General features: G+C 63.4%; 21 protein-coding genes. 8 read left to right on the top strand and 13 right to left on the bottom strand.

From position 1 onward, the window contains the following. Positions 1 to 6: 6 nt before the first annotated feature. Complete coding sequence (locus tag NKH21_RS04865) at positions 7 to 1,344, bottom strand: aminotransferase-like domain-containing protein (RefSeq protein ID WP_352863258.1); 1,338 nt, start codon at positions 1,342 to 1,344, stop codon at positions 7 to 9. Positions 1,345 to 1,453: 109 nt separating this feature from the next. Between NKH21_RS04865 and NKH21_RS04860 the strand changes: the two genes are divergently transcribed. From NKH21_RS04860 to NKH21_RS04840, 5 genes are read left to right on the top strand one after another with little or no spacing between them, the layout of a single operon-like run. Then, entirely contained in the window at positions 1,454 to 2,428 is a 975-nt protein-coding gene (locus NKH21_RS04860) for a substrate-binding domain-containing protein (RefSeq protein ID WP_352660774.1), read from the top strand. Positions 2,429 to 2,461: 33 nt separating this feature from the next. Beyond that, entirely contained in the window at positions 2,462 to 3,328 is an 867-nt protein-coding gene (locus NKH21_RS04855; RefSeq protein ID WP_352863256.1) for an ABC transporter substrate-binding protein, read from the top strand. An 8-nt stretch (positions 3,329 to 3,336) separates the two neighbouring features. Continuing rightward, positions 3,337 to 4,257, top strand: a complete 921-nt coding sequence (locus NKH21_RS04850) for an amino acid ABC transporter permease (protein WP_352660780.1) — start codon at positions 3,337 to 3,339, stop codon at positions 4,255 to 4,257. Next, positions 4,244 to 5,017, top strand: coding sequence for an amino acid ABC transporter ATP-binding protein (locus tag NKH21_RS04845; protein WP_352660783.1), 774 nt, complete (start codon positions 4,244 to 4,246; stop codon positions 5,015 to 5,017). Before NKH21_RS04850 ends, NKH21_RS04845 begins: the two co-directional genes overlap by 14 nt. A 45-nt stretch (positions 5,018 to 5,062) precedes the next feature. Next, the gene (locus NKH21_RS04840) at positions 5,063 to 6,244 is read left to right on the top strand and encodes a M20 aminoacylase family protein (protein WP_352863253.1); all 1,182 of its coding nucleotides are present in this window, start codon (positions 5,063 to 5,065) and stop codon (positions 6,242 to 6,244) included. Between the two features lie 123 nt (positions 6,245 to 6,367). On the opposite strand, the gene NKH21_RS04835 is transcribed toward NKH21_RS04840, so the two are convergent. The 4 genes from NKH21_RS04835 to NKH21_RS04820 all read right to left on the bottom strand — a co-directional run bounded on the left by NKH21_RS04835 (position 6,368) and on the right by NKH21_RS04820 (position 12,194). Then, positions 6,368 to 7,930, bottom strand: coding sequence for a hypothetical protein (locus tag NKH21_RS04835; protein ID WP_352660789.1), 1,563 nt, complete (start codon positions 7,928 to 7,930; stop codon positions 6,368 to 6,370). A 159-nt stretch (positions 7,931 to 8,089) separates the two neighbouring features. Continuing rightward, a complete protein-coding gene (locus tag NKH21_RS04830; protein ID WP_352863251.1) occupies positions 8,090 to 10,072 on the bottom strand; it encodes an ABC transporter permease in 1,983 nt (660 codons plus the stop codon). Further along, on the bottom strand, positions 10,069 to 11,145 hold the full coding sequence (locus tag NKH21_RS04825) for a quaternary amine ABC transporter ATP-binding protein (RefSeq protein ID WP_352660793.1): 1,077 nt from the start codon (positions 11,143 to 11,145) through the stop codon (positions 10,069 to 10,071). Before NKH21_RS04825 ends, NKH21_RS04830 begins: the two co-directional genes overlap by 4 nt. 74 nt (positions 11,146 to 11,219) lie before the next feature. Next, positions 11,220 to 12,194 carry an ABC transporter substrate-binding protein gene (locus NKH21_RS04820; RefSeq protein ID WP_292653893.1) on the bottom strand — a complete coding sequence of 325 codons (975 nt, stop codon included), beginning with the start codon at positions 12,192 to 12,194 and terminating at the stop codon, positions 11,220 to 11,222. Between the two features lie 397 nt (positions 12,195 to 12,591). On the opposite strand from NKH21_RS04820, the gene NKH21_RS04815 reads away from it, so the two are divergent. Continuing rightward, on the top strand, positions 12,592 to 12,720 hold the full coding sequence (locus NKH21_RS04815) for a hypothetical protein (RefSeq protein WP_352863248.1): 129 nt from the start codon (positions 12,592 to 12,594) through the stop codon (positions 12,718 to 12,720). A gap of 33 nt (positions 12,721 to 12,753) precedes the next feature. Further along, positions 12,754 to 13,830, top strand: coding sequence for a D-alanine--D-alanine ligase family protein (locus tag NKH21_RS04810; RefSeq protein ID WP_352660795.1), 1,077 nt, complete (start codon positions 12,754 to 12,756; stop codon positions 13,828 to 13,830). 53 nt (positions 13,831 to 13,883) lie between these two features. On the opposite strand, the gene NKH21_RS04805 is transcribed toward NKH21_RS04810, so the two are convergent. From NKH21_RS04805 to NKH21_RS04785, 5 genes are all read right to left on the bottom strand, one after another. Further along, positions 13,884 to 14,669 (bottom strand): glucose 1-dehydrogenase, encoded by a 786-nt coding sequence (locus tag NKH21_RS04805; RefSeq protein ID WP_352660797.1) that lies wholly within the window; start codon positions 14,667 to 14,669, stop codon positions 13,884 to 13,886. An 8-nt stretch (positions 14,670 to 14,677) separates the two neighbouring features. After that, on the bottom strand, positions 14,678 to 15,442 hold the full coding sequence (locus tag NKH21_RS04800; protein WP_352660799.1) for an SDR family oxidoreductase: 765 nt from the start codon (positions 15,440 to 15,442) through the stop codon (positions 14,678 to 14,680). A gap of 128 nt (positions 15,443 to 15,570) precedes the next feature. Further along, on the bottom strand, positions 15,571 to 17,079 hold the full coding sequence (locus tag NKH21_RS04795) for a sugar ABC transporter ATP-binding protein (RefSeq protein WP_352660802.1): 1,509 nt from the start codon (positions 17,077 to 17,079) through the stop codon (positions 15,571 to 15,573). Positions 17,080 to 17,112: 33 nt separating this feature from the next. After that, entirely contained in the window at positions 17,113 to 18,051 is a 939-nt protein-coding gene (locus NKH21_RS04790; protein WP_254820381.1) for a sugar ABC transporter substrate-binding protein, read from the bottom strand. 149 nt (positions 18,052 to 18,200) lie between these two features. Continuing rightward, positions 18,201 to 19,211: an ABC transporter permease gene (locus NKH21_RS04785; protein ID WP_292653900.1), complete on the bottom strand. Its 1,011-nt coding sequence runs from the start codon at positions 19,209 to 19,211 to the stop codon at positions 18,201 to 18,203. 267 nt (positions 19,212 to 19,478) lie between these two features. Between NKH21_RS04785 and NKH21_RS04780 the strand changes: the two genes are divergently transcribed. Continuing rightward, positions 19,479 to 20,441, top strand: a complete 963-nt coding sequence (locus tag NKH21_RS04780; protein WP_352660805.1) for a sugar-binding transcriptional regulator — start codon at positions 19,479 to 19,481, stop codon at positions 20,439 to 20,441. Positions 20,442 to 20,781: 340 nt separating this feature from the next. On the opposite strand, the gene NKH21_RS04775 is transcribed toward NKH21_RS04780, so the two are convergent. From NKH21_RS04775 to NKH21_RS04765, 3 genes are all read right to left on the bottom strand, one after another. Then, on the bottom strand, positions 20,782 to 22,275 hold the full coding sequence (locus NKH21_RS04775; protein ID WP_352660808.1) for a xylulokinase: 1,494 nt from the start codon (positions 22,273 to 22,275) through the stop codon (positions 20,782 to 20,784). 19 nt (positions 22,276 to 22,294) lie between these two features. Continuing rightward, a complete protein-coding gene (locus NKH21_RS04770) occupies positions 22,295 to 23,617 on the bottom strand; it encodes an NAD(P)H-dependent oxidoreductase (protein ID WP_352660810.1) in 1,323 nt (440 codons plus the stop codon). Between the two features lie 214 nt (positions 23,618 to 23,831). Further along, positions 23,832 to 24,938: a mandelate racemase/muconate lactonizing enzyme family protein gene (locus tag NKH21_RS04765; protein ID WP_352660813.1), complete on the bottom strand. Its 1,107-nt coding sequence runs from the start codon at positions 24,936 to 24,938 to the stop codon at positions 23,832 to 23,834. Between the last annotated feature and the right edge of the window lie 51 nt (positions 24,939 to 24,989).

Here is a 24,989-nt window from a genome sequence, read left to right as displayed (position 1 = left end):
CTTGCCTCAGACAACTTCCCGCGCCGGGTCGGCTGCCAGCGCCAGGGAATTTGCGACGTGCTCGAGGTGCTCCTCGTCCAGGATGCTGGTCGCGACGCGGACAGCGTTCGTTTTTCCGGTCGAAAACTTCGCTCCGGCATGGACCGCGATGCCGTGGGCGGCCAGCGTGACCATCGCGTAGGGTTCCGAAGCAACCGGAATGAGGACGCTGAGACCATATCCGGCGTCGATCGCGACATCGCGTTTCCCCAGTTCGCCGGCGAGCCGTTCGCGGCGGTGACGATACACCTCCTTCGCCTGCTCAACGAGGGCAGCCGTGGCCGGGTCTTGCAGCAGCCAGGCGGTGGCCGCCTGCAGGATACGGCTGGTCCATCCCGAGCTGAAGCTGCGATAGGACTGGATCTGCTCGACGATCGTCGCGGATCCGGACAGCACGGCGAGCCGCAGGTCCGGGCCATGGGTCTTGGAATAGGACAGGATATGGACGACGCGATCGGGAAAACGCCGGCCCAGCGAAATGCGCGGCGCCGAGGCAATATCGCCGACGCCGTCATCTTCGACAATCAGCACGTCGGTGCCGGCGAGCAGGTCGCCGATGACTTCCAGCCGCGCCGACGACATGCAGGCGCCGGTCACCGAATGGACGCGCGGCTGGAACAGGAACGCGACGGGCCGCTGCCGCAGCGCGTTGGCGAGTGCCTCCGGCAAGGGGCCGTCGCTGTCGCAGTCCACCGGGATGATCGGCACGTCGAGATCTTCGAGGATGTCGAGCAGGCGAAGCGCCGTCGGGTTCTCGATGGCCACCGGCGCCCCCGGTGGGACCAGCGCATGCAGCAAGGTGTAGATGGCGTTGTAGCCGCCATTGGTAGCCAGGAACGCCCCGGGATCGTACGGCCATGACGGGCGCACTGCGGCCTCCAGCTCGGGCAGGATGCGCACTCGCTCGTAGCTGTTGAGCTTTTCGGCGCGCGCGCCATGCGCCAGCGCGATGCCGAGCGGCGGCAAGAGCTGCACATCGGGCTCCGCGATCGCCAGGTTCAAAACGTCCGCACCGTAATTGCCGCCGCTCATGTGGCGCTCCGGCCGGGCGGCAAAGCGGTTGCCCATGATCCAGGTGCCGTTGCGTCCGCGGCCGCCGATGATCTTGTAGCGCCGCAGCTCGCTCCACGCTTGCGAGACAGTCGCCGGGCTGACGCCGAGCACATAGGCCAGATCGCGCACCGGCGGAAGTTTTGCACCGACAGGCAGCGCGCCGCTTCTGATCAGCGCACTGGTCTCGCGCGCGATGCCGCGCATCGTGCGGTCGCCAAGGCGTTCAGCGAACCATCCTGCATCGAAATCCATCGGCACCCGCGACCGTCAAAGCTAATGTTCAGTAACATAATAACATTTGATCGGTCAAAAATAAACATTTACCAATCGCCGGTCAAACATAGCTTTGAAGTTCACGCCGATGCCCGTCTCCATCACTATAGCCACCCGCGATTGGGACTACCTCACCCCTTTGGTGCTGGGTGACGTCACGTCGAGCCGCCTGTCGGTGAAGGTTGACCGCGTCGCCACGCTGATCGCGGATCTCGGCACCGATCCGAACTACGATGCGGCGGAGGTCTCGTTCAGCCGTTATGTGTCGGCCATGGCTTCGGGCCGGGATACGGTGATTGGACTACCGTGCTTCATCATGCGCGGCTTTCGCCATCGCTGCATCATCACGGTCGAGGCCAGCCCGCTGGAACAGCTTTCCGACCTTGCCGGCAAACGCATCGGCGTCACCGGCTGGCGTGATTCCGGCAACACATGGACGCGGGCGGCGCTTCGCCGGGAAGGCGTCGGCGTCGAGGATGCCTATTGGTTCGCCGGCAGGCTGACATCCGAGCACCCGATCGCCGACCGCCTCGACGGATTCGGCAGGCCGGGGCGCATCGAAGCAGCACCAGGCGAACGCCCGATGATGGAACTGCTGGCGCAAGGCGAGCTCGACGCTGTTTTCACGCCCTTCATGCCGGACGGCTTTTTCGGCCCGGCTTCCGGCTTCCGGCAAGTGCTGCGCGATTTTCGCGCGGCCGAACGCGCCTATTTCGCCGACGTCGGTTATGTCCCGGGCATGCATCTGGTCGCCGTCAAGGCTGCCCTGGCCAGGGAACACCCCTGGCTGCCTCACGAACTCGCCAGGCTGATCGACGAAAGCCAGCGCGTCTGGACGGCAAGGCGCCGAAAATATGCCGACACCTCGCCCTGGATCCTCGAGGAGCTGCTTCATGCGGGGCGCGACCTGCCTCAGTCATGGAACACCAGCGGCCTGGCCGCCAATCGACGCATGATCGAGGATTTCGTCACCGAGCTACATACCCAAGGCATTCTGGCGGAACGGATTTCTGCCGAAGCCTTGTTTCCTTTTGAGACCAAGTCGCGGGCCACCGCAGCCTGACAACGCACAACGAAGAACACGAAGGAGAGTGCCATGAGGAAAATCAGCTTCATATTCGCCTCGCTCGTCATGCTGGCGCAGGCCAGCTTTGCCCAGGATATCCAGAAGCAATCGGTGAACGAGGATTTGCGCGCCCGGCTGCCGGAAGAGATCCGCACGGCGGGAAAGATCACAGCCGTCAACAACGGTTCGTTCCCGCCCTATGAGATCGTCACCGGCACCGAACTGACCGGGGCAACCAGGGACATTTCCGACGCCATCGGCCAGCTGCTCGGGGTCGAGGTCGATCACGCCTCGGTCGCCGGCCTGCCGGCGTTGCTGAGCGGCATCAATGCCGGCCGTTATCAGTTCGCGATGGGGCCTGTCGGCGACTATCCCGACCGCCAGAAATCCAACGACTTCATCGATTGGGTGCGCGAATACGTCGTCTTCGCCGTCGAGAAGGGCAACCCGCAAGGCATCACCTCGCTCGACACCGCTTGCGGCAAGCGCATCGCCGTCATGTCGGGTGGCTCGGCCGAAAAGGTCATCAAGCAGCAGGCGCAGAAATGCACCGAAGGCGGCAAGCCGGCCGTCGAGGTGCAATCATTCACCGACCAGCCGAGCTCGATACTGGCCGTCCGGTCGAAACGCTCCGACGCATTTTTCTCCTCGCAGGCGCCGCTGACCTATTTCGTCGAGCAGGCGAAGGGCCAGCTGGAACTCGCCGGGGTCGGCCAGGCCAACGGCTTCAAGGACATCTATCAAGGCGCCGTCGTCAAGAAGGGCTCGCCGCTGGGCGGCGTGCTGCTCGACGCGTTCAAGATCCTGATGAAGAACGGCACCTACGCCGCGGTCATGAAGAAATGGGGCCTCGAGAAGAACATGATCGACGCGCCCGGCATCAACCAGGGCCAGTAGAGGCTGCCATGACCGACGCGACCGCTGCCTACACGGCCGGGCTGCCGCGACGTCCCGACGACGCGCTGCGCGATGTCAAACGAGCCCACCGGCCGTTTCCGATCGTCCGGCTGGCGCTCTGGGCGTTCACCGTCGCCGTGGCGGCCAGCTTCGCCTATATCGTTGCGGCCAACCCGAATTTCGGCTGGCCGGTCGTCGCTCAGTATTTCTTCGATCCGACGGTCATGCAGGGGCTTTCCGTAACGCTCGGCCTGACGATCGTGGCGATGATCCTGGGTATCGCGCTCGGCCTGCTGCTCGCCATCGCGCGCATGTCGAAGGACAGGCTGGCATCCTTCCTCTCCGGCCTGTTCATCTGGTTCTTCCGGGGAACACCGCTGCTGGTGCAACTGATCTTGTGGTACAACCTTTCGACGCTGTTTCCGCGCATTTCCATCGGCTTCGCCAGTTGGAACACCAACGACCTGATCACGCCTTTGACGGCCGCGGTTCTTGGTCTGGCGCTGAACGAGGCCGCCTACATGGCCGAGATCATCCGTGGTGGGCTGCTGTCGGTCGACAAGGGGCAGGCCGAAACGGCTGAAGCCTTCGGCATGACGCGCGCGCGGGCCTTGCGGCGCATCATCATCCCACAGGCGATGCGCTCGATCGTGCCGCCGACCGGCAATCAGCTGATCAGCATGATCAAGGCGACGTCGCTTGTCAGCGTCATCGCCATGGCCGACCTGCTCTACTCGGTGCAGTCGATCTACAACCGCACCTTCGAAATCATTCCGCTGCTGATGGTTGCAGTGCTCTGGTATCTGCTGATCACCTCGGTTCTCAACGTCGCGCAGGGCGCGATCGAACGCCACTACAGCCGCGGTGACCGCGGCGCCCGCGAGAAGACGGCGACCGCCACCCTGGAGGCTGCCAATGAGCGCGCATGAGACGCCCCTGGTGCGGGCGCGCAACGTTCACAAGGCGTTCGGCCCACTCGAGGTGCTGAAGGGCATCGACCTGGACGTCGCGCCTGGCGAGGTGGTGGTTATTCTCGGACCGTCGGGCTCCGGCAAATCAACCTTCCTGCGATGCATCAATCATCTGGAGGCGATCGACCAAGGGTCGATCGAGGTGGACGGCGAGCAGATCGGTTACCGGTTGCGCGACGGCCGCCTCGACAAGCTTTCCGACCGCGCGATCGCCGCGCAGCGGCGCAAGATCGGCATGGTGTTCCAGCAGTTCAATCTCTATCCGCACATGACGACCCTGCAGAACGTCATCGAGGCTCCGGTCGGCGTTCACCGGGAGAACCGCAAGGAGGCGATCGGCTACGCCCGCGAGCTGCTGACCCGTGTCGGTCTCGCCGACAAGATCGACGCCTATCCGCGCCAGCTTTCAGGCGGCCAGCAGCAGCGCGTCGCCATCGCCCGTGCGCTCGCCATCCGCCCGAAACTGATGCTCTTCGACGAGCCGACGTCGGCGCTCGATCCGGAGCTGGTCGGCGAGGTGCTCGCCACCATGCGCGATCTCGCCAGGCAGGGCTTGACCATGATCGTGGTCACGCATGAGATCGGCTTCGCCCGCGAAGCGGCGGATCGGGTGGTGTTCATGGACGACGGTAACGTGATCGAGGCTGGGCCTCCGGACGAGGTTCTCGCCAAACCCAGGCACCCGCGCACGCGGGCTTTCTTAAGCCGTTTCATCTAAAGCAAAGCCGGCGCGATTACCTGCTCGGCCGGCAAAGGACCTCCCATGCCAAAGACCTCCAACCAGTTCGCCGATATTTCCGACTTCGCCGACAAGGCTGCCGAGCTTGCGGCGGCTCGCCGGCACCTGCACGCGCATCCCGAGCTTTCCTTCCAGGAGTACGAGACGGCTGCATACGTTGCCGAACGGCTCGAAAGCTGGGGCTATGAGGTGACGCGCAATGTCGGCGGCCTCGGGGTCGTCGGTCGCTTGCGCCAGGGCAGCGGCCGCAGCATCGCCATCCGCGCCGACATGGACGCCCTGCCGATCACCGAAGCGACCAATCTCCCTTATGCTAGCCAGGCCAGCGGCAAGATGCACGCCTGCGGTCATGACGGCCACACCACGATGCTGCTCGGCGCGGCCGAATACCTGGCGCGCACAAGGCACTTCAATGGCACGGTCAACCTCATCTTCCAGCCGGCCGAGGAAGCCGGCAAGGGAAGCGGGGCGCAGGCGATGATCGCCGACGGCCTGTTCGAACGCTTTCCCTGCGATGCGATATTCGGGCTGCACAACCACCCGGGCGCGCCGGCGGGTTCATTCCTGATGCGCGCCGGGCCGCTGATGGCGGCGAGCGATACCGTCACCATCAGGATCGCCGGGCGTGGCGGCCACGCCTCGCGCCCGCACCTGACGGTCGACCCGATCGTCGCTGCCGCCAACATCATCATGACCCTGCAGACGGTTGTGTCGCGCAACGTCAACCCGATCGAGACGGCTGTCGTTACCGTCGGCACCATTCACGGCGGCACGGCCTCCAACGTCATCCCGGAACACGCCGAGATCACGCTGAGCGTCCGCTCCTTCTCGGCCGAGATCCGCGACACGCTTGAGCAGCGTATCCGCAACATCGCAGAACTTGTGGCGCAGGCGCATGGCGCAATGGTCGAGATCGATTACGAGCGCGGCTACCCGGTGGTGGTCAATTCCGAGCGCGAGACGTCCTTTGCGACAGACATCGCTGTCGAACTCGTCGGCCAGGACAAGGTGTCCGTCTGCCCGTTGATCCCTGGCAGCGAAGATTTTTCTTATTTCCTCGAACACCAACCGGGTTGCTTCCTGCGCCTCGGAAACGGCGAGGATTCAGCCATCCTGCACAGCTCGAAATATGATTTCAACGACGGCAATTTGACCGTCGGCGCAGCGCTCTGGGCTCGTTTGACCGAAAGATTCCTGGCCGCTTGATTCATAACTGCGGCTTGGATTGTCGATCGGCCGGTCGAGCAGAATTGGGGCGACCGGCCGCGCGACGATGCACAACGAATTCTCACGCATTCCCGCTCTTCGAATGCGATAAGAGCTTCGCTTTCAGACGAACAAAAAGTCACTCGTCGTCAGCGGGTTCGTAAAGTTTGCGAGAGTAACTTGATCGACTCCCGCGGTAATGATGGTGTCGGTTCCACTTTGCGCAATTGTGAGATCATCGAACGATTGCACGCCCTCCACGCCACTAAACACAATGGTGTCGCCTTGGGTCTGGCTGAAGTCGTAGATGGTGTTTTGGGTTCCGACCGTCATTGAACCATCGTCCTTGAATATGAATTGATCTCTGCCGCCCTGAGCCAGTTCGCTCAGTTGCCCGTCACCCCACATGTCGTTGATGACGGTGCAGCCGGGTGCCGCGCTCCCGGCGTACAGGGTATCGTTTCCACCTTTGGCCGAACCGGACATTTGCAGGGCGTCGCCGCACAGGAAGTTACGGACCTGGCCGCTTTCGTTGTTGTTGCCCCCGGTAAGAATGTCGTTGCCGCCCTGGGCGGAACCAGACATGGCGAGGGCGTCACCGTACAACTCGCTTAGAACATCCGGACCGGAGCTCCTGTCGCCGCCAGTCAGGGAATCATTGCCGCCCACAGCGTTGCCGAGTATCGTGCCCGCATCGCCATACCCTAAGTTATGAGTGCCTTGCAGCACGGCCGTGTCGTCGCCACCGCGAGCGTGGTCGGACATGTTGGCGCCCGCGTCACCGTAGAAACTTATCAGGGATCCACCAGCGCTCGTGAAGTTGTCGTTGCCGCCTTTGGCAAAACCGGAAAGATCACCGCCCGCGTCGCCAAAGAGGGTTTTGTTCGGGATCGCCCCACCCAGATCCGTGTAATGGTCGTCGCCGCCCTGAGCATGGTCCGACATGTCACCGCCGGCATCGCCGAAGAAAGTGCTGGTGGAAAAGAAGGCGCCCGTGAACGTGTCGTTGCCGCCCTTGCTGTTGCCCGACATATCGCCGCCGGCATCGCCGTAGAAAGTGTTGAGCGAGTCGGTCCGGCTCGTATAGTTGTCGTCGCCGCCCTGCGCGTTGCCAGACATGTTGCTGCCGGAGTCACCGAAGAAGGTGTTCGTGGCCTGCCTGGAGCCCTGGAAGGTGTCGTTGCCGCCCTTGCTGTGATCCGACATTTCGCCGCCAGCATCACCGTAGAAGGTGTGGGTAGCTCCTTGTACAGTGCTGGTCAGGAAAGTGTCATCCCCGCCCCGGGCATAGCCGAACATCTTGCCGCCGGCGTCACCATAGAAGGTATCGACTACCTGCCTTGCCACTCCACTGTTGAAGGTATCGTTGCCGCCCCTGCCATGGTCCGACATGTCGTCGCCCGCGTCACCAAAGGCAGTGGTGGTGGAGGATGACAGCCCCGTGGTGAAGGTATCGTCACCGCCCCGAGCAAAATTGAACAAGCTCCGAGCCGCGTCGCCGTAGAAGGTGTAGGTCGACGGTGCGGTTTCCGTAAAGGTGTCGTTGCCGCCTCTTGAGAAATCGAGCAGGCTGCCGCCAGCATCGCCGGTCAAGATATTCGTATTTGGATCGCCTGTGAGGGCGTCATCGATACCCCACTGATGATCTGCTAGATCACCGGTAGTAAAGGGAACGCGTTTAGACATTATCCGCTCTCCTGTTGAGCCTACCCGTCCCATGACAGCCGTACGATGTGAGGCAAAAACGAGCAATAATCCCGAATGGCTATGTCTTTAGGCGTAGGGATCGGTGCCCCGTTTACCGGCGCGCTTGGCGGCAGCTTCCTGAGGCCGTCCTGTTCCGGACTATCCCAGCCTTGCCCGAGCCTTCGCCGTCCAGGCGTTGAACAGCCGGTCTGCGACGATGCCGATGAAGGCGATGGCCAGGCCGGCGACGATGCCGCGGCCGGAATCGGCCTTGGACAGGGCGATGAACACCTCCTGGCCGAGATCGCGAGTGCCGACCATCGCGCAGATGATGATCATCGCCAGCGCCATCAGGATGGTCTGGTTGACGCCGAGCATGATCTCGGGCAACGCCAGCGGCAGTTGCACGCGAAAGAAGGTCTGCCGCCTGGTGCAGCCGGAAACCTTCGCCGCCTCGATCAGCGCCGGCGGCACCTGCCGGATACCGTGATTGGTATAGCGGATGGCCGGCACCACGGCGAAGGCGACGGTGGCGATCATCGCGGTGACGTCGCCGACCCTGAACAGCATCACCACTGGAATGATGAAGCAGAACGACGGCAGCACCTGCAGCGTGTCGATGACCGGCGTGACGATCTTTTCGAAGCGGTCGCTGCGCGATGCCGTGAGCCCGATCGGGATGCCGATCAGGCAGGCGATAAAGGCCGAGATGCCGCACAAATAGACCGTCGCCATGGTCTTTTCCCAAAGGCCGGTGACGGCGCAGAACGCGGTCAATGCCGCAACCAGGGCGGCGAGGCGCAAGCCGACGAGCTGGTAGCCGGCAAGGCCGAGGAGACACACCGCGCCCAGCCACGGAAAGCCCTCGCAGAAGGCGCGCACCGGGTTGAGCACATTGAGGATAAGCGCCACGCGGAACGCTTCGATCGTGTCGAAGAAGTTGATGGTGGTCCAGTTCACCGCCGCCTGCCACAAAGGCGCGGTGGTCAAGGTGGTCGCTTTCGGCACCGCGGCGAAGGCCGGCACAAACAGGCCGAGCAGCGTGGTGACGGCGAGGATGGCAACGGCCAGCGTCAGATTGGGATAGCGCCGCCAGAAGCTGGTGCTGGCCTGATGGCGGACATTGCCCTTGGCGTAATTGTGCGCGATCGCCTGACTCAGCCGGTCGAGGGCAATTGCCAGTGCGACGATCGCGAGGCCAGCTTCCATCGCCTCGCCGACCTTGAGCGCGCGCAACGCCAAAAGCACGTCATAGCCGAGCCCACCGGCGCCGATCATCGAGGCGATGATCACCATATTGAGCCCCAGCATGATGACCTGATTGACGCCGACCATCAATGTCGGCCGCGCCAACGGCAACAGCACCCGCCACAGTTTCTGCCGTGCCGTGCAGCCGGCCATCTCGCTGAAATCGTCGATCTCCGACGGCACCCGCGACAGGCCGAGCATCGTCGCCCGCACCATTGGCGGCGTCGCGAAAATTGCCGTCGCGATCATTGCCGAGACCGGGCTGTTGCCGAACAGAAGCAGCATCGGGATCAGATAGGCGAAGGTCGGGATCGTCTGCATCAGATCGAGGGCAGGGGAGATCAACAGCCTCTCCGCCCAAGGTTTGCGCCATGCCCAGATGCCGGCGAACAGCCCGGCGACAATGCAAAACGGCACGGCGATCGAGATCAGGCCCAGCGTCAGCATGGCGCTGGTCCACTGCCCGAACAGCGCGATGTAGAGAAAACAGCCGCCGACCAGCGCGCCCAGCTTCCAGCCGCCGGCGGCGCGCCCGGCAAGATAGGCGGCAGCGCAGACGCCGACCCAGGACAGGCGCGGCAAGACGATCATATCCGCGCCATGGCCGATCTTGAAATTCTTGGCCAGAAGACCGAGCGCGAAATCGAGCGGCACGCCGAGCACCGCGGTGATCGAGCGGGTCAGCCAGGAGAAGTTCGACTTCACCCAGTTCATCAGCGCACCGACCCAGTCTGCGACAGGAACGATCGCGCCGGCCGGATAATTGACCGCCCAGGGCAGGCTTTCCTGCAGCAGGAAGACGATAAGCACGGCGGCGAGCGCGCAGGCCCAGATCGCCAGCCAGGTTTGAACCGGCCGGGGCCTCGCTGCGCTGGCGCTTGCCGCGACGGTCATGCGCCGGCCCCACGACGCTCGATGCCTGCGAGAAGATCGATCACCGCCTGCGGCGTGACTTCACCGATCGGCTTGCCGGTGCCGTTGACCACCGCGAAGGGCTTGCCGGCAGAGACAATATCTGCCGAAAAACTTGATATCTTGGCATCCGGCGCGACCGTGCCGCCGTACTCAGTGCCGTCGCAGGCGCGCATCAGGCTGCGCGCCGAGATCACCTTGGCGCGGTCGACGTCGCGGGTGAATTCGGCGACATAGTCGGTCGCCGGGTTGACCACCAGCTCTTCCGGCATGCCGATCTGGATGACCTCGCCGTCCTTCATGATGGCGATACGATCGGCCAGCCGGATGGCCTCGTCGAAATCATGGGTGATGAAGACGATGGTCTTGTGCAGCATGGTCTGCAGCCGCATCAGCTCGTCCTGCATCTCACGGCGGATAAGCGGATCGAGGGCCGAGAACGGCTCGTCGAGGAACCAGATTTCCGGCTTCGTGGCGAGGCTGCGGGCGATGCCGACTCGCTGCTGCTGGCCGCCGGAAAGCTCGCGCGGATAGAAATGCTCGCGGCCGCGCAAGCCGACCAGCTCGATGACTTCACGGGCCCGCTTCTCGCGCGTCGGCCGGTCCTGCCCCTGGATGCCCAGGGGAAAGGCGATGTTCTCCAGTACGTTGAGATGCGGCAGCAAGGCAAAATTCTGGAAAACCATGCCCATGCGATGGCGTCGCAGCTCGATCAGCGCGGCATCGGAAATCTTGAGCAGGTCCTTGCCTTCAAACTCGACCTTGCCGTGGGTCGGCTCGATCAGCCGCGACATGCAGCGCACCAGCGTCGACTTGCCTGACCCCGAAAGTCCCATGATGATGAAGATCTCGCCCTGGCGGATTTCGAGATCGACGGCGCGCACCGCGCCAACCAGTCCGGCGGCGGCGATGTCCGCCGTGCTGGCCTTGCCGTCGCGCCGGCGGATGAAATTGGCTGCGTCCGCCCCGAACAGCTTCCAGACATTGCGACAGGCAAGCTTTATCGGGCGGGCATCGTTGCCCGCTTTCGCCGCCTGTTCAATCGTATCGGTCATGCGATCGTCCTTCTGGAACACGGGATCGAGACCCGGCCACGAATGGCCGGGTCGTCGGATTTCCAGTCAGACGGTCACTCGGCCCAGGCTTTCCAGTCGGCTTCGTGGGCGGCGATCCAGGCGGCGGCGACGTCTTCCGGCGTCTTGCCTTCGAGATCGATCTGGCCGCTCATCTTGTTGAGCTCGTCGGTATCGACCGTGTAGTTTTTCGCGACCTTGTAGGCCACCGGCCATTTGTCCTTCATGCCGGCCCAGGAATATTTCCAGATCTCGCCATGCGGCTTGCCGCAGTCATATTTCGCGTCGGGGTTCACACCCCATTTCGGGTCGGTGTAGCACTCTGTCGTATAGTCGGGGAATTCGACCCATTCGCCCTTGTATTTGGCCGGCGCCCAATGCGGCGAATAGATCCACAGCATGATCGGCGCCTTGCGCTGATAGGCCGAGTCCAGTTCGGCGAACATCGCCGCATCGGTGCCGGCATGGATGACGGTGAAGGGCAGTTTCAGCGCCTCGACGCGTTCGTCGTCAAAACCTTCCCATGTCACCGGGCCGCCGAGATAGCGCCCCTTCGGTGTCGTTTCGGCCGTCGAAAAGGCCTCCGCGCATTTTGGGTCCTTCAGCGCCTCCCAGTTCGGCAGGCCGGGGCATTTCTCTTTCATGTATTCGGGAAACCACCATTCTTCCTTGGCCTTGGGTCCGAGCTTGCCGAGGCGTTCGGTCTGGCCCGTCGCGTCCGAGGCCTTCATCGCCTCGCCGGCCGTCGTGTCCCAGAATTCCAGGCCGACATCGATGTCGCCATTGGTAAGGCCGGTGGTCAGGCTGGAGAGATAGTCGGCGGTCGGGTACTCGACGGTATAGCCGAGCTTTTCGAGGATGCCGCCGAGGATCTTGGCGTTCAGATTGACGCTGGTCCAGTCGAACAGCGCGATCTTGATCGGGTCGTTGGATTCCGGCGCCGCCGCATAGGCCGAAGGTGTCAGTGCACTTGCGGCGGCAAGTGTTAAGGCTCCCATTGAGAAATTTGAAATCATGCTCCGAAGTGACATGCTTGTTCTCCTGTCAAGCTCTGGTGGAAATTATCGTTAGTTCCCTTCTTGCGTCTTTTTTTGATTGTGTTGGAAAAGCTGGTCGTTGCGCAAGGCCGTAGGCGCCACAATGCTGCCGAAGCGGATGCCGGCGCAAAACGGGGTGGTGCCCAAATTGGTGAAGATGTGGCGGGACCGGCCGCGTCATGATCGCCGAAGGATTGCTGCCGAAGCAGTCATCCACGGATCGATCGCCGGTCTTGAGGGGCAAACCATCAAAGTCCCATGATCTCGGCTGTTGGCTCGGCAACTCGACCAGAGCCACTTTCATGAGATGAAATTATATATACCAACGTTCACGTCGCGCAACGAACCCCGGTGCCAATTTCACGGCCCGTCTTTTTGCATGGACCCGTAGATGGGTTTGAAAAAAGCCAAGGTTGCCGGTCATCCCGTATGCGAGCCGCGAGGACAGGATATCGACACAATGCAGCAGACCAAAGCGCCTTACTTCTTTGCGAACCGCGGTATCGCCGTCGGCTTCTGACCGTTTCAACATCAGATCATATCCGAGGCTTTCATGACCTCTTCCTTGAACAGACTGCGAATTGCCGTGCTCTTTGGCGGACGTTCCGCCGAACATGACGTTTCGGTGCTTTCAGCAACCAATGTCATGCGGGCGCTGCTGCCCGCCAAATTCGATGCCGTCCCCATCTTCGTCACGCGCGAAGGACAGTGGCTGCTGAGCAGCTTTGAGGATGGTACGCTCGCAAAGCCTGCGGGCGGCATGGAAGTTTGCCTGGTTCCGGGCGGGCATGGGCGGATGATGGCGATCCCGGCCCACGGCACGCCCTATGATCTGCCAAAGATCGACATCCTATTTCCGGTCCTGCACGGCCTCCACGGCGAAGATGGCTCGGTGCAGGGGGTGGCGGAGGTGGCTCGGGTGCCGCTCGCCGGCTGCGGCATCCTGGGTTCGGCAACCGCGCTGGACAAGGACATCGGCAAACGGCTCCTGGCAGCCGCGGGGCTGCCAATCGCGCGCTCAGTGACGATCCATGAAGGTGCGGCGCCTGCCTTCGCCATGCTGGAAAGCGAACTCGGCCTGCCGTTCTTCATCAAACCGGCGCGTCAGGGATCGTCTGTAGGCGTCAGAAAAGTCCATGCCAGCCAGGAATTCGATGGAGCGCTTGCTGAAGCCTTCCGGCACGATTGCAAGCTGTTGGCCGAGGAATTCATTCGTGGGCGCGAGATCGAATATAGCGTGCTGGAGGAACCGGCAGGCGACCTGTTCGTCTCGCGGCCAGGCGAGATCGTGCCGGCGGAAAGCCACGATTTCTACAGCTACGATGCCAAATACATCGACGAGAACGGCGCTGTGCTAAAAGTGCCGGCCGAACTGCCGCCCGAGGTCGAGGCAGGCATGCGGGATGTGGCTGCAAGGGCTTTCAGAGCCGTCGGCTGTGACGGGATGGCGCGCATCGACTTTTTCCTGACGCCGGACATGCAGTTCCTGGTCAATGAAATCAACACCATCCCCGGCTTCACCGATATCAGCATGTATTCCAAGGCAATGGCGGCAAGCGGCGTCAGCTATTCCGAAATCATCGACCGACTCGTGGAACATGGATTGGCACGGGCGGGCCGAGCAGCCTGAACGCAGCGAAGCGGCTTTCATATCCCGGTCGATGGTAGGTTGACCCGCGCCGCTCACGACATGATCAGGCCGCCATCGACATTGATGGTCTGGCCGGTGATGTAGGCCGCATCGTCGCTGGCCAGAAAGCTGACCAGGCCGGAGACATCCTCGCCGCTGCCGGCGCGGCCCATCGGGATGTTCTTCACCCATTCGGCCATCAGCTCGCCGGGCTTGTAATCGCCCATCAACTTGCCCCACGCGGCATCGTTATAGGCCCACATGTCGGTGTCGATGATGCCGGGGCAGATCGCGTTGACGGTGATCTTCTCCTTGGCCACTTCCTTGGCCAGGCTCTGGGTGATGCCGACGACGCCGAATTTCGACGCCGCATAATGCGGCGTGTAGATAAAACCCTGCCGCGCCTGGCCGGATGCGGTGTTGATCAGCCGGCCGCCATCGCCATGCTTGCGGATGCGCGCGATCGCCTCCTGGCAGCACAGGAACACCCCCTTGGTGTTGACCGCCATCACCTTATCCCATTCGGCCTCGGTCATCGCCTCGATCCTGGCGATGGTGATGACACCGGCATTCTGTACGGAGATGTCGACGCGGCCGAACTCCTGCTCGGCCAGGTCATAGAGGGCGACGACCTCGTCTTTCCTGGTTACGTCCATGCGCAGCGATGCGACCTTGGCGCCCGCAGCCTTCAGATCGGCGGCAACCTCGTCGACGCGCGCGTCGATGGCGCTGACGACGACCGCGGCACCTTCCGCCGCGAAGCGCCTGGCTATTGCCGCGCCGATGCCGCCGCTGGCGCCGGTGATGACCGCCGTTTTTCCCTGGAATCGCTTCTGCATCTTTTCTCCTACCAGCAGACAAAGCCGCCATCGACGATCAGGTCGATGCCGGTGACGAAACTCGCGGCGCGGCTGGCCAGGAACACGGTCGGGCCGACCATCTCTTCCGGCGCCGCCATGCGGCCCATCGGCGTGTCGCGCTCAAAGATCCTGACCTGGTCGGCGACCTCCGGCCGCTTGTTCATCGGCGTCAGCGTGTAGCCGGGGCTGACGACATTGACGCGCAGGCCGCGATCCGCCCATTCCATGGCGAGGCTCTTCGACATGTGGATCACTGCGGCTTTCGACGAATTGTAATGCGCCTGGGTCAGGCCGCGATTGACGATCGAGCCCGACATCGACGCGATGTTGATGATCGAGCCTTTGCGCCGAGCCAGCATGGCGCGGGCCTCGGCCTGGCAGGACAGGAACACGCCGCTGACATTAACGTCGTAGACCTTCTGCCATTTCTCCAGCGACAGCGTCTCTGCCGGCTCAGCTCCGGCGACGCCGGCATTGTTGACGGCGATAGTCAACGCGCCGAGTTCCGCCTCCGTACGCTCGATCGCAGCCGCGAGATCGGCCTCTGAAGTCACTGTGCCGTTCAGCACCAGCGCTTTGCGGCCGAGTGCCGTTATCCGGTGCGCGGTCTCCTCCAGCCCGCCTTTCGAGGCGTGGCCGAAGCAGGCTATGTCGGCGCCGGCCTCGGCCAGCCCAATGGCGATCGCTTGCCCGATGCCGCTGCCGGCGCCTGTCACAAGTGCCACGTCACCATGAAGTTCGAATAGTTTCATCGTCGGTCCCTCTGCTCCAACCGCCGTCCTCCGGAAATAAAGGGGCGCCAACTCTCTGTTGCTGGCGCCCCGCGCGGTCTGGTGCCCGGGAGGATACCACCTGCTGCGCTTTGTTTCGATGGGCCGTCCTAGCTCGTGGCGAGTTCCATCACGGCGACATTGCTTGCTTCGCTGCGGTCGAGAATGCCGCGTTGCCGGCCGCGGCTCAGCACCAGCACGCGATGCGACAGGCCGAGAACTTCCTCGAGGTCGGAGCTCACCACCACCACCGCCATGCCGGAACGGGCAAGGTCGGCGATGACATCGTAGATCGCGGCGCGGGCACCGACGTCGATGCCGCGCGTCGGCTCGTCCAGGATGAACACCTTGGGCGGGCGCGACACCCATTTGGCGATGATCACCTTCTGCTGGTTGCCGCCTGAAAGCTTGCTGACGGCCTGGTTCGGCCGGCCCTTGACGCCGAGCCTGCGAATGCCAGCCTCGGCGAATTTCTGCACCGCCCTCGGAAACACCCAGCCGTTCGGCGCGACATGGTCGAAATTGCCGATCGCCAGATTCTCGCCGATCGTCTGGTCGAGCACCACGCCTTGTGCCTTGCGGTCTTCCGGTACCAGCACGACGCCGGCCTTGATCGCCGCCGCCGGGCCATTGAGATGCACCGGCTTGCCGGCGACGCGCACCGAGCCGGATGAGATCGGATCGGCACCGGCGATCGCCCGCACCAGCTCCGTGCGGCCGGCGCCGATCAGCCCGGCAATGCCGAGGATTTCGCCGGCCCGCACTGAAAAGCTGACATTTTGAAAGCTGCGTTCCGGCGAGGACAGGTTCTCGACTTCGAGCAGCGTGTCGCTGCCCGGCGCCGATACCGTAGGGAACATCCGCTCGACACTGCGGCCGACCATTTGCTCGACCACAGTGCGCACAGGAATGTCGGCGCGCTCGTGCCGGGCGACGATGCGCCCGTCGCGCATCACCACCACGCGGTCGGCGATCTGGGCGATCTCGTCCAGCCGGTGGCTGATATAGATGAAGGACATGCCTTCCGCCTTAAGCTTGCGGATCTGCTGGAACAGGAGCTCCGTTTCCTCGCCGCCAAGGGCCGCCGTTGGTTCGTCGAAGATCAGCAGCTCGGCATTGAGCGTCAGCGCCTTGGCGATCTCGACCTGCTGCTGGGCGGCGATACGCAGCGTGCGCACCTTGCGCTCGGGCGAGACATCGAGGCCGAGGCGCTTCAACTGGGCCGATGCCCGTGCGTTCATTGCCGCGCGATCGATGCGGCCGCCGCGCATCGGCAGGCGCCCGACATAGACGTTTTCAGCGACCGACAGATCGGGCAAGAGCTTCAGCTCCTGGTGGATCATGCCGATGCCGGCGTCGATCGCCGCGGCAGGATTGGCGGGGGAATAAGCGTTCCCCCGCCAGGTGATGGTGCCGGCATCGGGTTTCGTCGACCCGGCGATGATGTTCGAGACAGTCGACTTGCCGGCGCCGTTTTCGCCAAGCAGCGCCACGACCTCGCCCGGCCGCACCTCGAAGCTCGCATCGGCCAGGACCTGCACCGGCCCGTAGCTCTTGCAGAGGCCGCTGACGACGAGCCCGTTATGGGGGCTGTGCGTGTGGCGAGGATCGGTGGACATCGTTGCGCTCGTCGACTGCCGGACTGGTCTCAATCAGGGATGCTTGGCGATGAACTGCTCGACATTGTCCTTGGTGGTCAGCGTCGCATCCTGCAGCTGTTCGGCGGGAATGGTCTCGCCGGCCACCAGCTTGATTGCCGCGTCGACGGCAAGCCGGCCCATGCCCTGGGTCTGCTGCGTCGCGGTCACGTCGAAGACACCGTCCTTCAGTGCCTTGAGCGCCGCCACGTCGCCGTCGAAGCCGGCAACCCAGACCTTGTGGCCGGGATTGGCGACCTTGACGGCCTGCGCCGCACCGAGCGCCAGCGCATCGGCCTGGCCGATGACGATCGACACGTCGGGGTGCGACTGCAACAAATCCTGCGTCAGCTTGAAGCCTTCGTCCTGGTGCCAGCCTTCGCTCCACAATTCGCCGACAACCTTGATGTCGGGATAGCCCTTCAGCGCTTCGCCGCAGCCCTTCGAGCGATCGACCTCGGGCGTCGTACCCTTCTGGCCGTGGATGATGATCAGCTCGCCCTTGCCGCCAGCCTGCTTGGCGATGTAGTCGCAAACCGCCTTGGCCGAGGCCACGCTGTTGGTGGCGATGAAGGTATCGCCGGGTGCGCCGTCGGCGTTGCGGTCGACATTGATGACTGGGATGCCGGCAGCCTTGGCGGTCTTGGTCGGCACGGTGGCGGCGGTGGCGCCGGCTGGAATGTAGATCAGCGCATCGATGTTCTGCGTGATCAGGTCCTGCACCTGGCTGACCTGGGTCGCCGAATCGCCCTTGGCATCGACGGTAACGACCTCGATCCCCTTTTCCTTGCCGTAGGCTTCGACGGACTGCTTTATCTGGTTGAAGAAGTCGGCCTGCAGATTGGCGACGGCGAGGCCGAGCTTCTTGGCCTCCTTGGCCGAGGCCATGTCGGACAGGCCAAGCAGCGGGATGACGGCCGCTGCGGCAAGCAGCAATGAACGTTTGGTCAGCATGTTATTCCTCCGTTGATGTTCAATCTGTCCTGCCCGCGCATCGCGGCGCCCCTTGGCCGAACAACTCCCAGTTTCGGATCACCGATCCGTTTTCGCCCGAATATCGGGGCGAATCTCATTGAGCCCAATTCTTCATTGCGCCCCATTCTTCATTGCGCCCTGCGGCGCCAGGTGTCGGTGGCCACCGCCAGCGCGATCACCACGCCGATAACCACTTGCTGGATGAAGGGCGAGACGCCGAGCAGGTTCAGTCCGTTGCGCAGCACGCCAATGATGAGGACGCCGATGGCTGTGCCGCCTATCGAACCGACGCCGCCCGACAGGCTGGCGCCGCCGATTACCACCGCCGCGATCGTGTCGAGTTCGTATCCGAGGCCGGAGCTCGGCTGGACGGAATCGAGCCGCGCGGCAAGCACGATGCCAGCGAGACCGGCCAGCACGGCGCAGATCGCATAGACCCAATTTGTCAGCGACTTGACCGGTATGCCGGACAGCCGGGCGACTTCGGCACTGCCGCCGATTGCGTAGAGGCTACGGCCGGTGGCGCGGTAGTTCAGGAAGATCGCGAAAATGACGGCAAGCACGATCATCAGCCCGACGGTGACCGACAGGAAGCCGAAATGGCGGATGATCGACAGGCTGGTGAACCAGTCGGGAAAGCCGACGATCTGCGAGCCGTCGGTGATCATGTTGGCGAGGCCGCGCGCCACCGACATCATCGCCAACGTGGCGATGAAGGGCGGCAGCTTGGTGACCGTCACCAGCAGGCCCGAAACCAGCCCGCAAAGGCCGGCGACGACGAGGGCTGCGGCGATGCCGGCCGGCAGGCCGAGATTGAGATAGTCCGGATGGGCGACGAAGCCCATCACCATGGAAGCCAGCGCCAGCACTGAGCCGACGGACAGGTCGATGCCGCCGATCAGGATGACCAGCGTCATGCCGATCGCCATGATGCCGAGCACGGTGACCTGGTCGAGCACATTGAGAATGTTGCGGACAGTCAGGAAGGTGTCGGTGGTCAGCGAGAGCGCCAGGCACAGCAGAACCAGCCCGATCAGCGGACCCATGGTTCCGGCAAAGACAGCCGAAAACTTTGCGCCCGCCGTAGCCTGCGCACCAGAGCCTGCTTTCAACTCGCTTGCGTCGTTGCTCACAGCCACTTTGTCTCCTCCACAGCAATCCGGCGCTGCATCACCGGGTCACTTTGTTCACCCAGGCCCCTCCCTGTGAACAATTTATCTTTAGTATGCAATTTTGTTCAGCTAAACTGTTCGTCGGAAAATTGTCAAGGCCTGCCGCTTCATTCGACGACGGGTTTGCGCTGTCCGCCGGTTTGCCTTACGCAAGGTCTCGGAAATCTTGGGCATTTCGAAGTCGCCGGATTGGAATATCATGGGCAGAGCCGGCGGCTGCGGCAAGGCAAACAGATGACGATCGTAGAGAACGAAAGAGCCTCGCGCTTCCCAGACGCCGAACTCAAGGCCCGCGCCGCCTGGCACTATTATGTCGAGGGTCTTACACAGGAGCGGATTTCCGAAATTCTCGGCGTCGGCCGCATCAAGGTGCATCGCATTCTCTCCGCCGCCCGCGAAGAGGGTGTCGTCCAGTTTCGCATCCGCGACAGCGTCGTTGAATGCGTGGTTTTGGAGGAAAGCCTGAAGCAGCGGTTCGGGCTCAGCCAGGCCGTTGTCGTGCCGTCGGCGGCCGACCGAAGCAACGCGCCGCTGATGATCGGCCACGCCGCCGCCGCCTACCTGGCCGACCATGTGAATGCCGGCGATGTCATCGCACTCGGCTGGGGGCGGACACTGAAATTCGCCATCAATGAATTGCCGCGACGGCCGATCGCCAGGACGACGGTCGTTTCGATGCTCGGCGGCCTTACCCATGCCCAGCCGCTCAATCCGACCGAAAGCGCCTGGGATTTCGCCGAAAAGATCGGTGCGGAGTGCTTCCTGCTGCCGGTGCCGGTCTATGCCGACAGGCCGGAGCAGCGCGACGCTTTCATGAGCCAGCGCAGCGTTCAGGACGTCGTCTTCCGTGCACGCCGGGCAAACATCGCTGTGCTCAGCGTCGGCTCGTTTTCCAACGACAGCCCGATCGCCAATTACGGCTTCATCAAGCCAAGCGAACTCGAGGAACTGCAGGCGGCCGGTGCCGTCGGCGATATTCTGTGTCATTTCATCGACGCCGAGGGCCGGCCGGTCGACCACGAGGTCAACCGCCGCGTCTGCGCCTATCCGCTGCAGGATCTGTCGGATATCCCGAGCATCATCCTGGTGTCGGGAGGCAGCGAGAAGGTTGCGGTGATGCGGGCGGCGCTCGCCAACATCAAGGTATCGGTTCTGATCACCGACGAAGACGCGGCGAAAGGCTTGCTGGGCCGGTAGATATTGCTGCGCTGAAGATTTGAAAGAGATCGAGGCTGTCGCAACCGAGCTCAAAGACAGCGGCGCAGAATTTCGCTCTGTAGCGATCCGTCCCACCCCCCTCTGTCCTGCCGGACATCTCCCCCGCAAGGGGGGAGATCGGCAATTGCGATGCCGTCGCTCATCCTGCAACGCTTGTGGTTAGCGAAAACGGTGATGAAGGCTCAATCTCCCCACTTGCGGGGGAGATGGCCGGCAGGCCAGAGGGGGGTGCTGTCCCGCCGACATCTCAAAGGCTGGGTCCAAAAGGTCTCCGACCTCTCAAAATCTCTAAACTTGCCCAACCTCACCCAGCAAATCTCTAAACTTGCCCAACCTCAGCCAGCCGCGCGTGGATATCGCGCGTCGCGTGATAGAGGCCGCGGTAGATCGCTTTGCGCGTGCGGTAGAAGGACATCAGCTCGCCGACCGGGTCGACATGCCTGTTCGGCGCTGCCGCCATCGCTTCCGCGGCGGCTTCCGGCGAGGCAAACCAGCCGACAGCCGCTGCCGCCAGCATGGCAGCGCCGAGCGCGGCGGCTTCGTTGACCGGCGAAACCGAGAGCGGCCGCTCGAGTACGCTTGCCATGATCTGCATGAGCAGCGCGCAATTGGTACCGCCGCCGGCGGCAATCATCGTCGCCGGTCCGCCGGCCTGGGCTTCCATGGCCTCGGTGGCAACGGCCTGCTCGAAGGCGATGCCTTCCAGGACAGCGCGGAAGAGATGCTCCGGCCGGTGGTCCAGCGACAGGCCGACAATGGCGCCGCGCGCCGCACCGTCCCAATAGGGGCTCATGACGCCGGCCCAATAGGGCATGATGAGCAGGCCGTCGCTGCCCGCGGCAACATCCAGCGCAGCTTTCTCCAGCGCAGCGGCTGACGGCGAGCCGGTGGTTCGGACGATCCAGTCGACCAGCTGCATGCCCGAGCGTAGTACGGTCTCCAGCATGAAACCGGAGCCGGTCGGCGAGACCAGCGTTCGAAAGGCGTCCGAGGTTTTCACCTTGCCGGAATAGCAGCCGCTGACCACGCCGGAGCCGAGCGAGAGATAGCTCTTGCCCTCGCCGTAGACGCCCATGCCAAGGCCCATAGCTTGCCCGTCACCGGCTCCTGCCACAACCGGCGTGCCAGCCTTCAGGCCCGTCAGTTGCGCCGCGGTTGTGGAAAGCCCGCCGCAAATTGCGCCCGGCGCGACCAGCTCGGGCAATTGCTCCAGCTGCAGCCCCGCCGCCGCAACGAGCTCTGGACGCCAAGTGCCTTTCTCGACGTCGAGCAGCCCGAGCGGATCCGCACTTGCGGTGCTGGTGACCAATCGCCCGGTCAGCCGCTGAACGAAGAAGCCGTGCACGTCGACCAGCGCCGCTGCCTGGTGCAGCACCTGCGGCTGGTGTTCGGCAAGCCAGGCGATCGCATACAGCGCCGGCGTCGGGTCCGGCGGCTTGCCGCTCCAGTCGCGGATCGCCTCGCGGCCAAGTTCGGCCGAAAGCCTGATAACCTGAGGCCGGGCGCGTTCGTCCAGCCACAGGATCGCAGGGATGAGTGGTTTGCCGGCGCTGTCGACTAGCGTGAAGGTCTCGCGCTGATGTGCAATGCAGATCGCCGCCACCCGCGCAGCGCCGACCGCCTCGGTGACCTGCTTCAATGCGCCAAGCAGCGCGGCCCACCAATGTTCGGCGTCCTGCTCGAAATGGCCGGGCTGCGGATTTGAAAGCGGGTAGGTCTTGCGCGCCTGGAACAGCTCTTCGCCGTCGCGGGTGAAGGCAATCGCCTTCACGGCCGTGGTCGAGGCGTCGATCCCGATTACGACATCGTCCATCAGCGGAGATCCGGCGGGGTCAGGCTGCGTTTGTTGCGAACCGTCCGTCCGATTGGTCGAGACGGCGGCGGATCTGGGTTATCACCATCGAATCGTCGGGTACACAATTTTCATAGGTCAGGAAGTCGCCGGTCTTGAGCGGCTTGACCACCTTGGCGCGCTCGGCAAGGCCGAGCGGCAGGGCGCCGCGGGCGCGAGCATCGTCCCACGTCATGGCGAAGCCGCGATAGTCGTTCTCGCCGATCATGCCGAGCGACTGGCCAACGCCAAGATCGCTCTTGGCAACCGCCACCGCCTCGGCGACCGGATGGTCGAGCGGCTCCATGTCGGCGCGCTTGTAGACCACCGCGCGCGCCGCCGACAGCGGCACTTCCAGGCTGGTCAGATGATAGGGCCGGAAGATCGTGAAGTAGGGGCCCTTGCCAACCTTGAGGTCGATCATGCGCTCCAGCACGCGCGGATGCCGGGTCTCGATGATGCAGAACACGCCGGGCGCGACGCCCTTGCCGATGGAATAGTCGACCACGCCCTTGCGGTGCAGCACGCCGCCATCCTCGCGCGGGCAGAGCACGCTGGCCAGTTCCTCCAGCGTCGCGGTCGGGCCGTGCATGCCCGGCACGTCGGGCACCAGCCCGGTCGCATTGGCGATCGCCACCATCTCGATCGCCGTCTTCGACCCGTCGACGAATTCGACCAGCATGCGCGCATTCATATTGCGCTCGGCCGCCTCCTTCTCGTAGTCGGCCGGCATGGCGTCGATCTTCAGCGGATTGTTCTTGCCCTTGCCGGCGGCGATGATGTTGAAGCCGAGGCTTTTGGCAAAGCCGATGATCTCCAGCGTGCAGGCCGGCTCGTCGCCGGCCGCACCCGTATAGACGACGCCGGCCTTGCGCGCTTCGTCCTTGAGGAAACGGCCGATGGTGATATCGGCCTCGACATTGAGCATGACGATGTGCTTGCCGTTCCTCATCACTTCGAGCGCGAACAGCGTGCCGATGTTGGGATTGCCCGTCGCGTCGATGATGACGTCGATGCGGCCGGCCGCCGCCAGCGCATGCAAATCTTCGGTCACCGCGATCTTGCCGACCTCGATGGCGCGGTCGATCGCCGCCGCATTGCCGGCCTGGACGATGTCGGAACGGTCGTGGCCAGCGAGCAGCGCCGCGTCGATCGCTGCCTGCGGCCTGACTTCGGAAATGGCGCCGATCCGCATGCCCGGCATCAGTGCGACCTGGACGACGATGTCGGTGCCCATCTGTCCGGCGCCGGCAAGCCCGATGGTGATCGGCCCGTGCTGTTCAGCGCGCTGCAGAAGTTCCGCTGCAAATTGCGGATGGGACATGTCGCTTCCTCCAGTTCCGGACGCGCCGCAGCGTCCAAATCAGCGTTTTGAACATTTCTATTTGCAAATGAAAAATATTTCAACCGGCAATTGGGCATTGTCGCTCTGCAATCGGCCGAAGACGATTGGATGAGTGGTCAATCTAGCGGCCGTGCCTCTGCAGTCAGAAGGACGCGGCAAATTTCAGGTTGAATGGGGTGCAGCGTTGTTGCGCTCAGCTGCCGATCTCGAAGAAGGGCGCGCCGAGCAGGTGGGGAACGACATCGATGCCGAGTCCGGGCCCGTCCGGAATGCCCATGCGGCTGCCCGAAACCGGCGGCATGTTGGATGCGGTGCGCACCGTCACCCATTCGTGAAAGGCGATGGCGTGCAGCCGGCGCTCCTCCGGCGTCGACAGCGACAGATGCGCCATGGCCGATGTGTCGATCTCGGCGCCGCCAGTGTCCTCGACGGTGATCATGAAGCCCAGGTCGACGGCAAGGTCGCGGATCTGGCGCGTCTTGGTAACGCCGCCGAGGCGCGAGATCTTCAGCGTCAGCCCGTCGGCCGCGCCCTTGCGGTGGATGTCGAGCATATCGTCCAACGAGGCGACGGATTCGTCGAGCACCATCGGCTTGTCGAGCGAGCGGCGCACCGACATGCATTCGTCGATCGTCGTGCAGGGCTGCTCGAACGTGTAGTCGATGGTGCGCGTCGCATCGGCGAATTGGCGCGCCTGGTAAGAGGTCCAGCCGGCATTGGCGTCGCAGAAGATGACGGTGCCCTTCGGCACCGCGGCGGCGACGGCGGTGACGCGTTCGATGTCGTCATGGACGTTGCCGCCGACCTTGACCTGAAGCCGGCGAAACCCTTGGTCGACGATGCGCTTGGCAAGTGCGGCCATCGCATCGACCGTGCCGTGGGTGACGACCTTGTAGAGTTCGGCCGTCTCGCTTTCGCGCCCACCAAGCAGGGTGACCAGCGGCACGTCGGCGGCGCGCGCCGCGAGATCCGAGCATGCCATGTCGAGCGCCGACTTGATGTAGGGATGGCCCTTGAACACCGTGTCCATCAGCCTGTTGATACTGGCAAGCCCGCGCGGGTCATGGCCGACAAGATACGGCGCGATCTCGACGACGCCGGCGCGAGCACCGGCGGCGAAGGCCGGCGAATAGAAATTGCCAAGCGGCGCCATCTCGCCCCAGCCGGTGAGCCCGCTGTCGGCGGTGACCGCGACGATCACCGCGTCGAACGCATCGGCGACGCGCCCCCTGGACATGCGGTAAGGCCCGTCAACGAAGGGCTGCACGACATGGTAGGCCTTGATGGTTTTGATCTGCACGTTTTCTGTCCGTTATCTGCGATATTAAGGGTGGCCCGCCAAACTTATCGG

The organism is Mesorhizobium sp. M1329, from assembly GCF_040318035.1.
Lineage (GTDB): Bacteria > Pseudomonadota > Alphaproteobacteria > Rhizobiales > Rhizobiaceae > Mesorhizobium.
Note: the sequence above shows the minus strand (reverse complement) of the source record. Positions and strands in the feature narration are given on the sequence as shown.

Excerpts from the sequence above, each read along its gene's own strand:
- NKH21_RS04815 (WP_352863248.1), top strand. The coding sequence starts at position 12,592 with ATGGGTTTGAAAAAAGCCAAGGTTGCCGGTCATCCCGTATGCGAGCCG.
- NKH21_RS04865 (WP_352863258.1), bottom strand. The coding sequence starts at position 1,344 with ATGGATTTCGATGCAGGATGGTTCGCTGAACGCCTTGGCGACCGCACG.
- NKH21_RS04775 (WP_352660808.1), bottom strand. The coding sequence starts at position 22,275 with ATGGACGATGTCGTAATCGGGATCGACGCCTCGACCACGGCCGTGAAG.
- NKH21_RS04810 (WP_352660795.1), top strand. The coding sequence starts at position 12,754 with ATGACCTCTTCCTTGAACAGACTGCGAATTGCCGTGCTCTTTGGCGGA.
- NKH21_RS04840 (WP_352863253.1), top strand. The coding sequence starts at position 5,063 with ATGCCAAAGACCTCCAACCAGTTCGCCGATATTTCCGACTTCGCCGAC.
- NKH21_RS04825 (WP_352660793.1), bottom strand. The coding sequence starts at position 11,145 with ATGACCGATACGATTGAACAGGCGGCGAAAGCGGGCAACGATGCCCGC.
- NKH21_RS04860 (WP_352660774.1), top strand. The coding sequence starts at position 1,454 with ATGCCCGTCTCCATCACTATAGCCACCCGCGATTGGGACTACCTCACC.
- NKH21_RS04835 (WP_352660789.1), bottom strand. The coding sequence starts at position 7,930 with ATGTCTAAACGCGTTCCCTTTACTACCGGTGATCTAGCAGATCATCAG.
- NKH21_RS04780 (WP_352660805.1), top strand. The coding sequence starts at position 19,479 with ATGACGATCGTAGAGAACGAAAGAGCCTCGCGCTTCCCAGACGCCGAA.
- NKH21_RS04830 (WP_352863251.1), bottom strand. The coding sequence starts at position 10,072 with ATGACCGTCGCGGCAAGCGCCAGCGCAGCGAGGCCCCGGCCGGTTCAA.
- NKH21_RS04790 (WP_254820381.1), bottom strand. The coding sequence starts at position 18,051 with ATGCTGACCAAACGTTCATTGCTGCTTGCCGCAGCGGCCGTCATCCCG.
- NKH21_RS04850 (WP_352660780.1), top strand. The coding sequence starts at position 3,337 with ATGACCGACGCGACCGCTGCCTACACGGCCGGGCTGCCGCGACGTCCC.
- NKH21_RS04800 (WP_352660799.1), bottom strand. The coding sequence starts at position 15,442 with ATGAAACTATTCGAACTTCATGGTGACGTGGCACTTGTGACAGGCGCC.
- NKH21_RS04805 (WP_352660797.1), bottom strand. The coding sequence starts at position 14,669 with ATGCAGAAGCGATTCCAGGGAAAAACGGCGGTCATCACCGGCGCCAGC.
- NKH21_RS04845 (WP_352660783.1), top strand. The coding sequence starts at position 4,244 with ATGAGCGCGCATGAGACGCCCCTGGTGCGGGCGCGCAACGTTCACAAG.
- NKH21_RS04820 (WP_292653893.1), bottom strand. The coding sequence starts at position 12,194 with ATGTCACTTCGGAGCATGATTTCAAATTTCTCAATGGGAGCCTTAACA.
- NKH21_RS04795 (WP_352660802.1), bottom strand. The coding sequence starts at position 17,079 with ATGTCCACCGATCCTCGCCACACGCACAGCCCCCATAACGGGCTCGTC.
- NKH21_RS04855 (WP_352863256.1), top strand. The coding sequence starts at position 2,462 with ATGAGGAAAATCAGCTTCATATTCGCCTCGCTCGTCATGCTGGCGCAG.
- NKH21_RS04770 (WP_352660810.1), bottom strand. The coding sequence starts at position 23,617 with ATGTCCCATCCGCAATTTGCAGCGGAACTTCTGCAGCGCGCTGAACAG.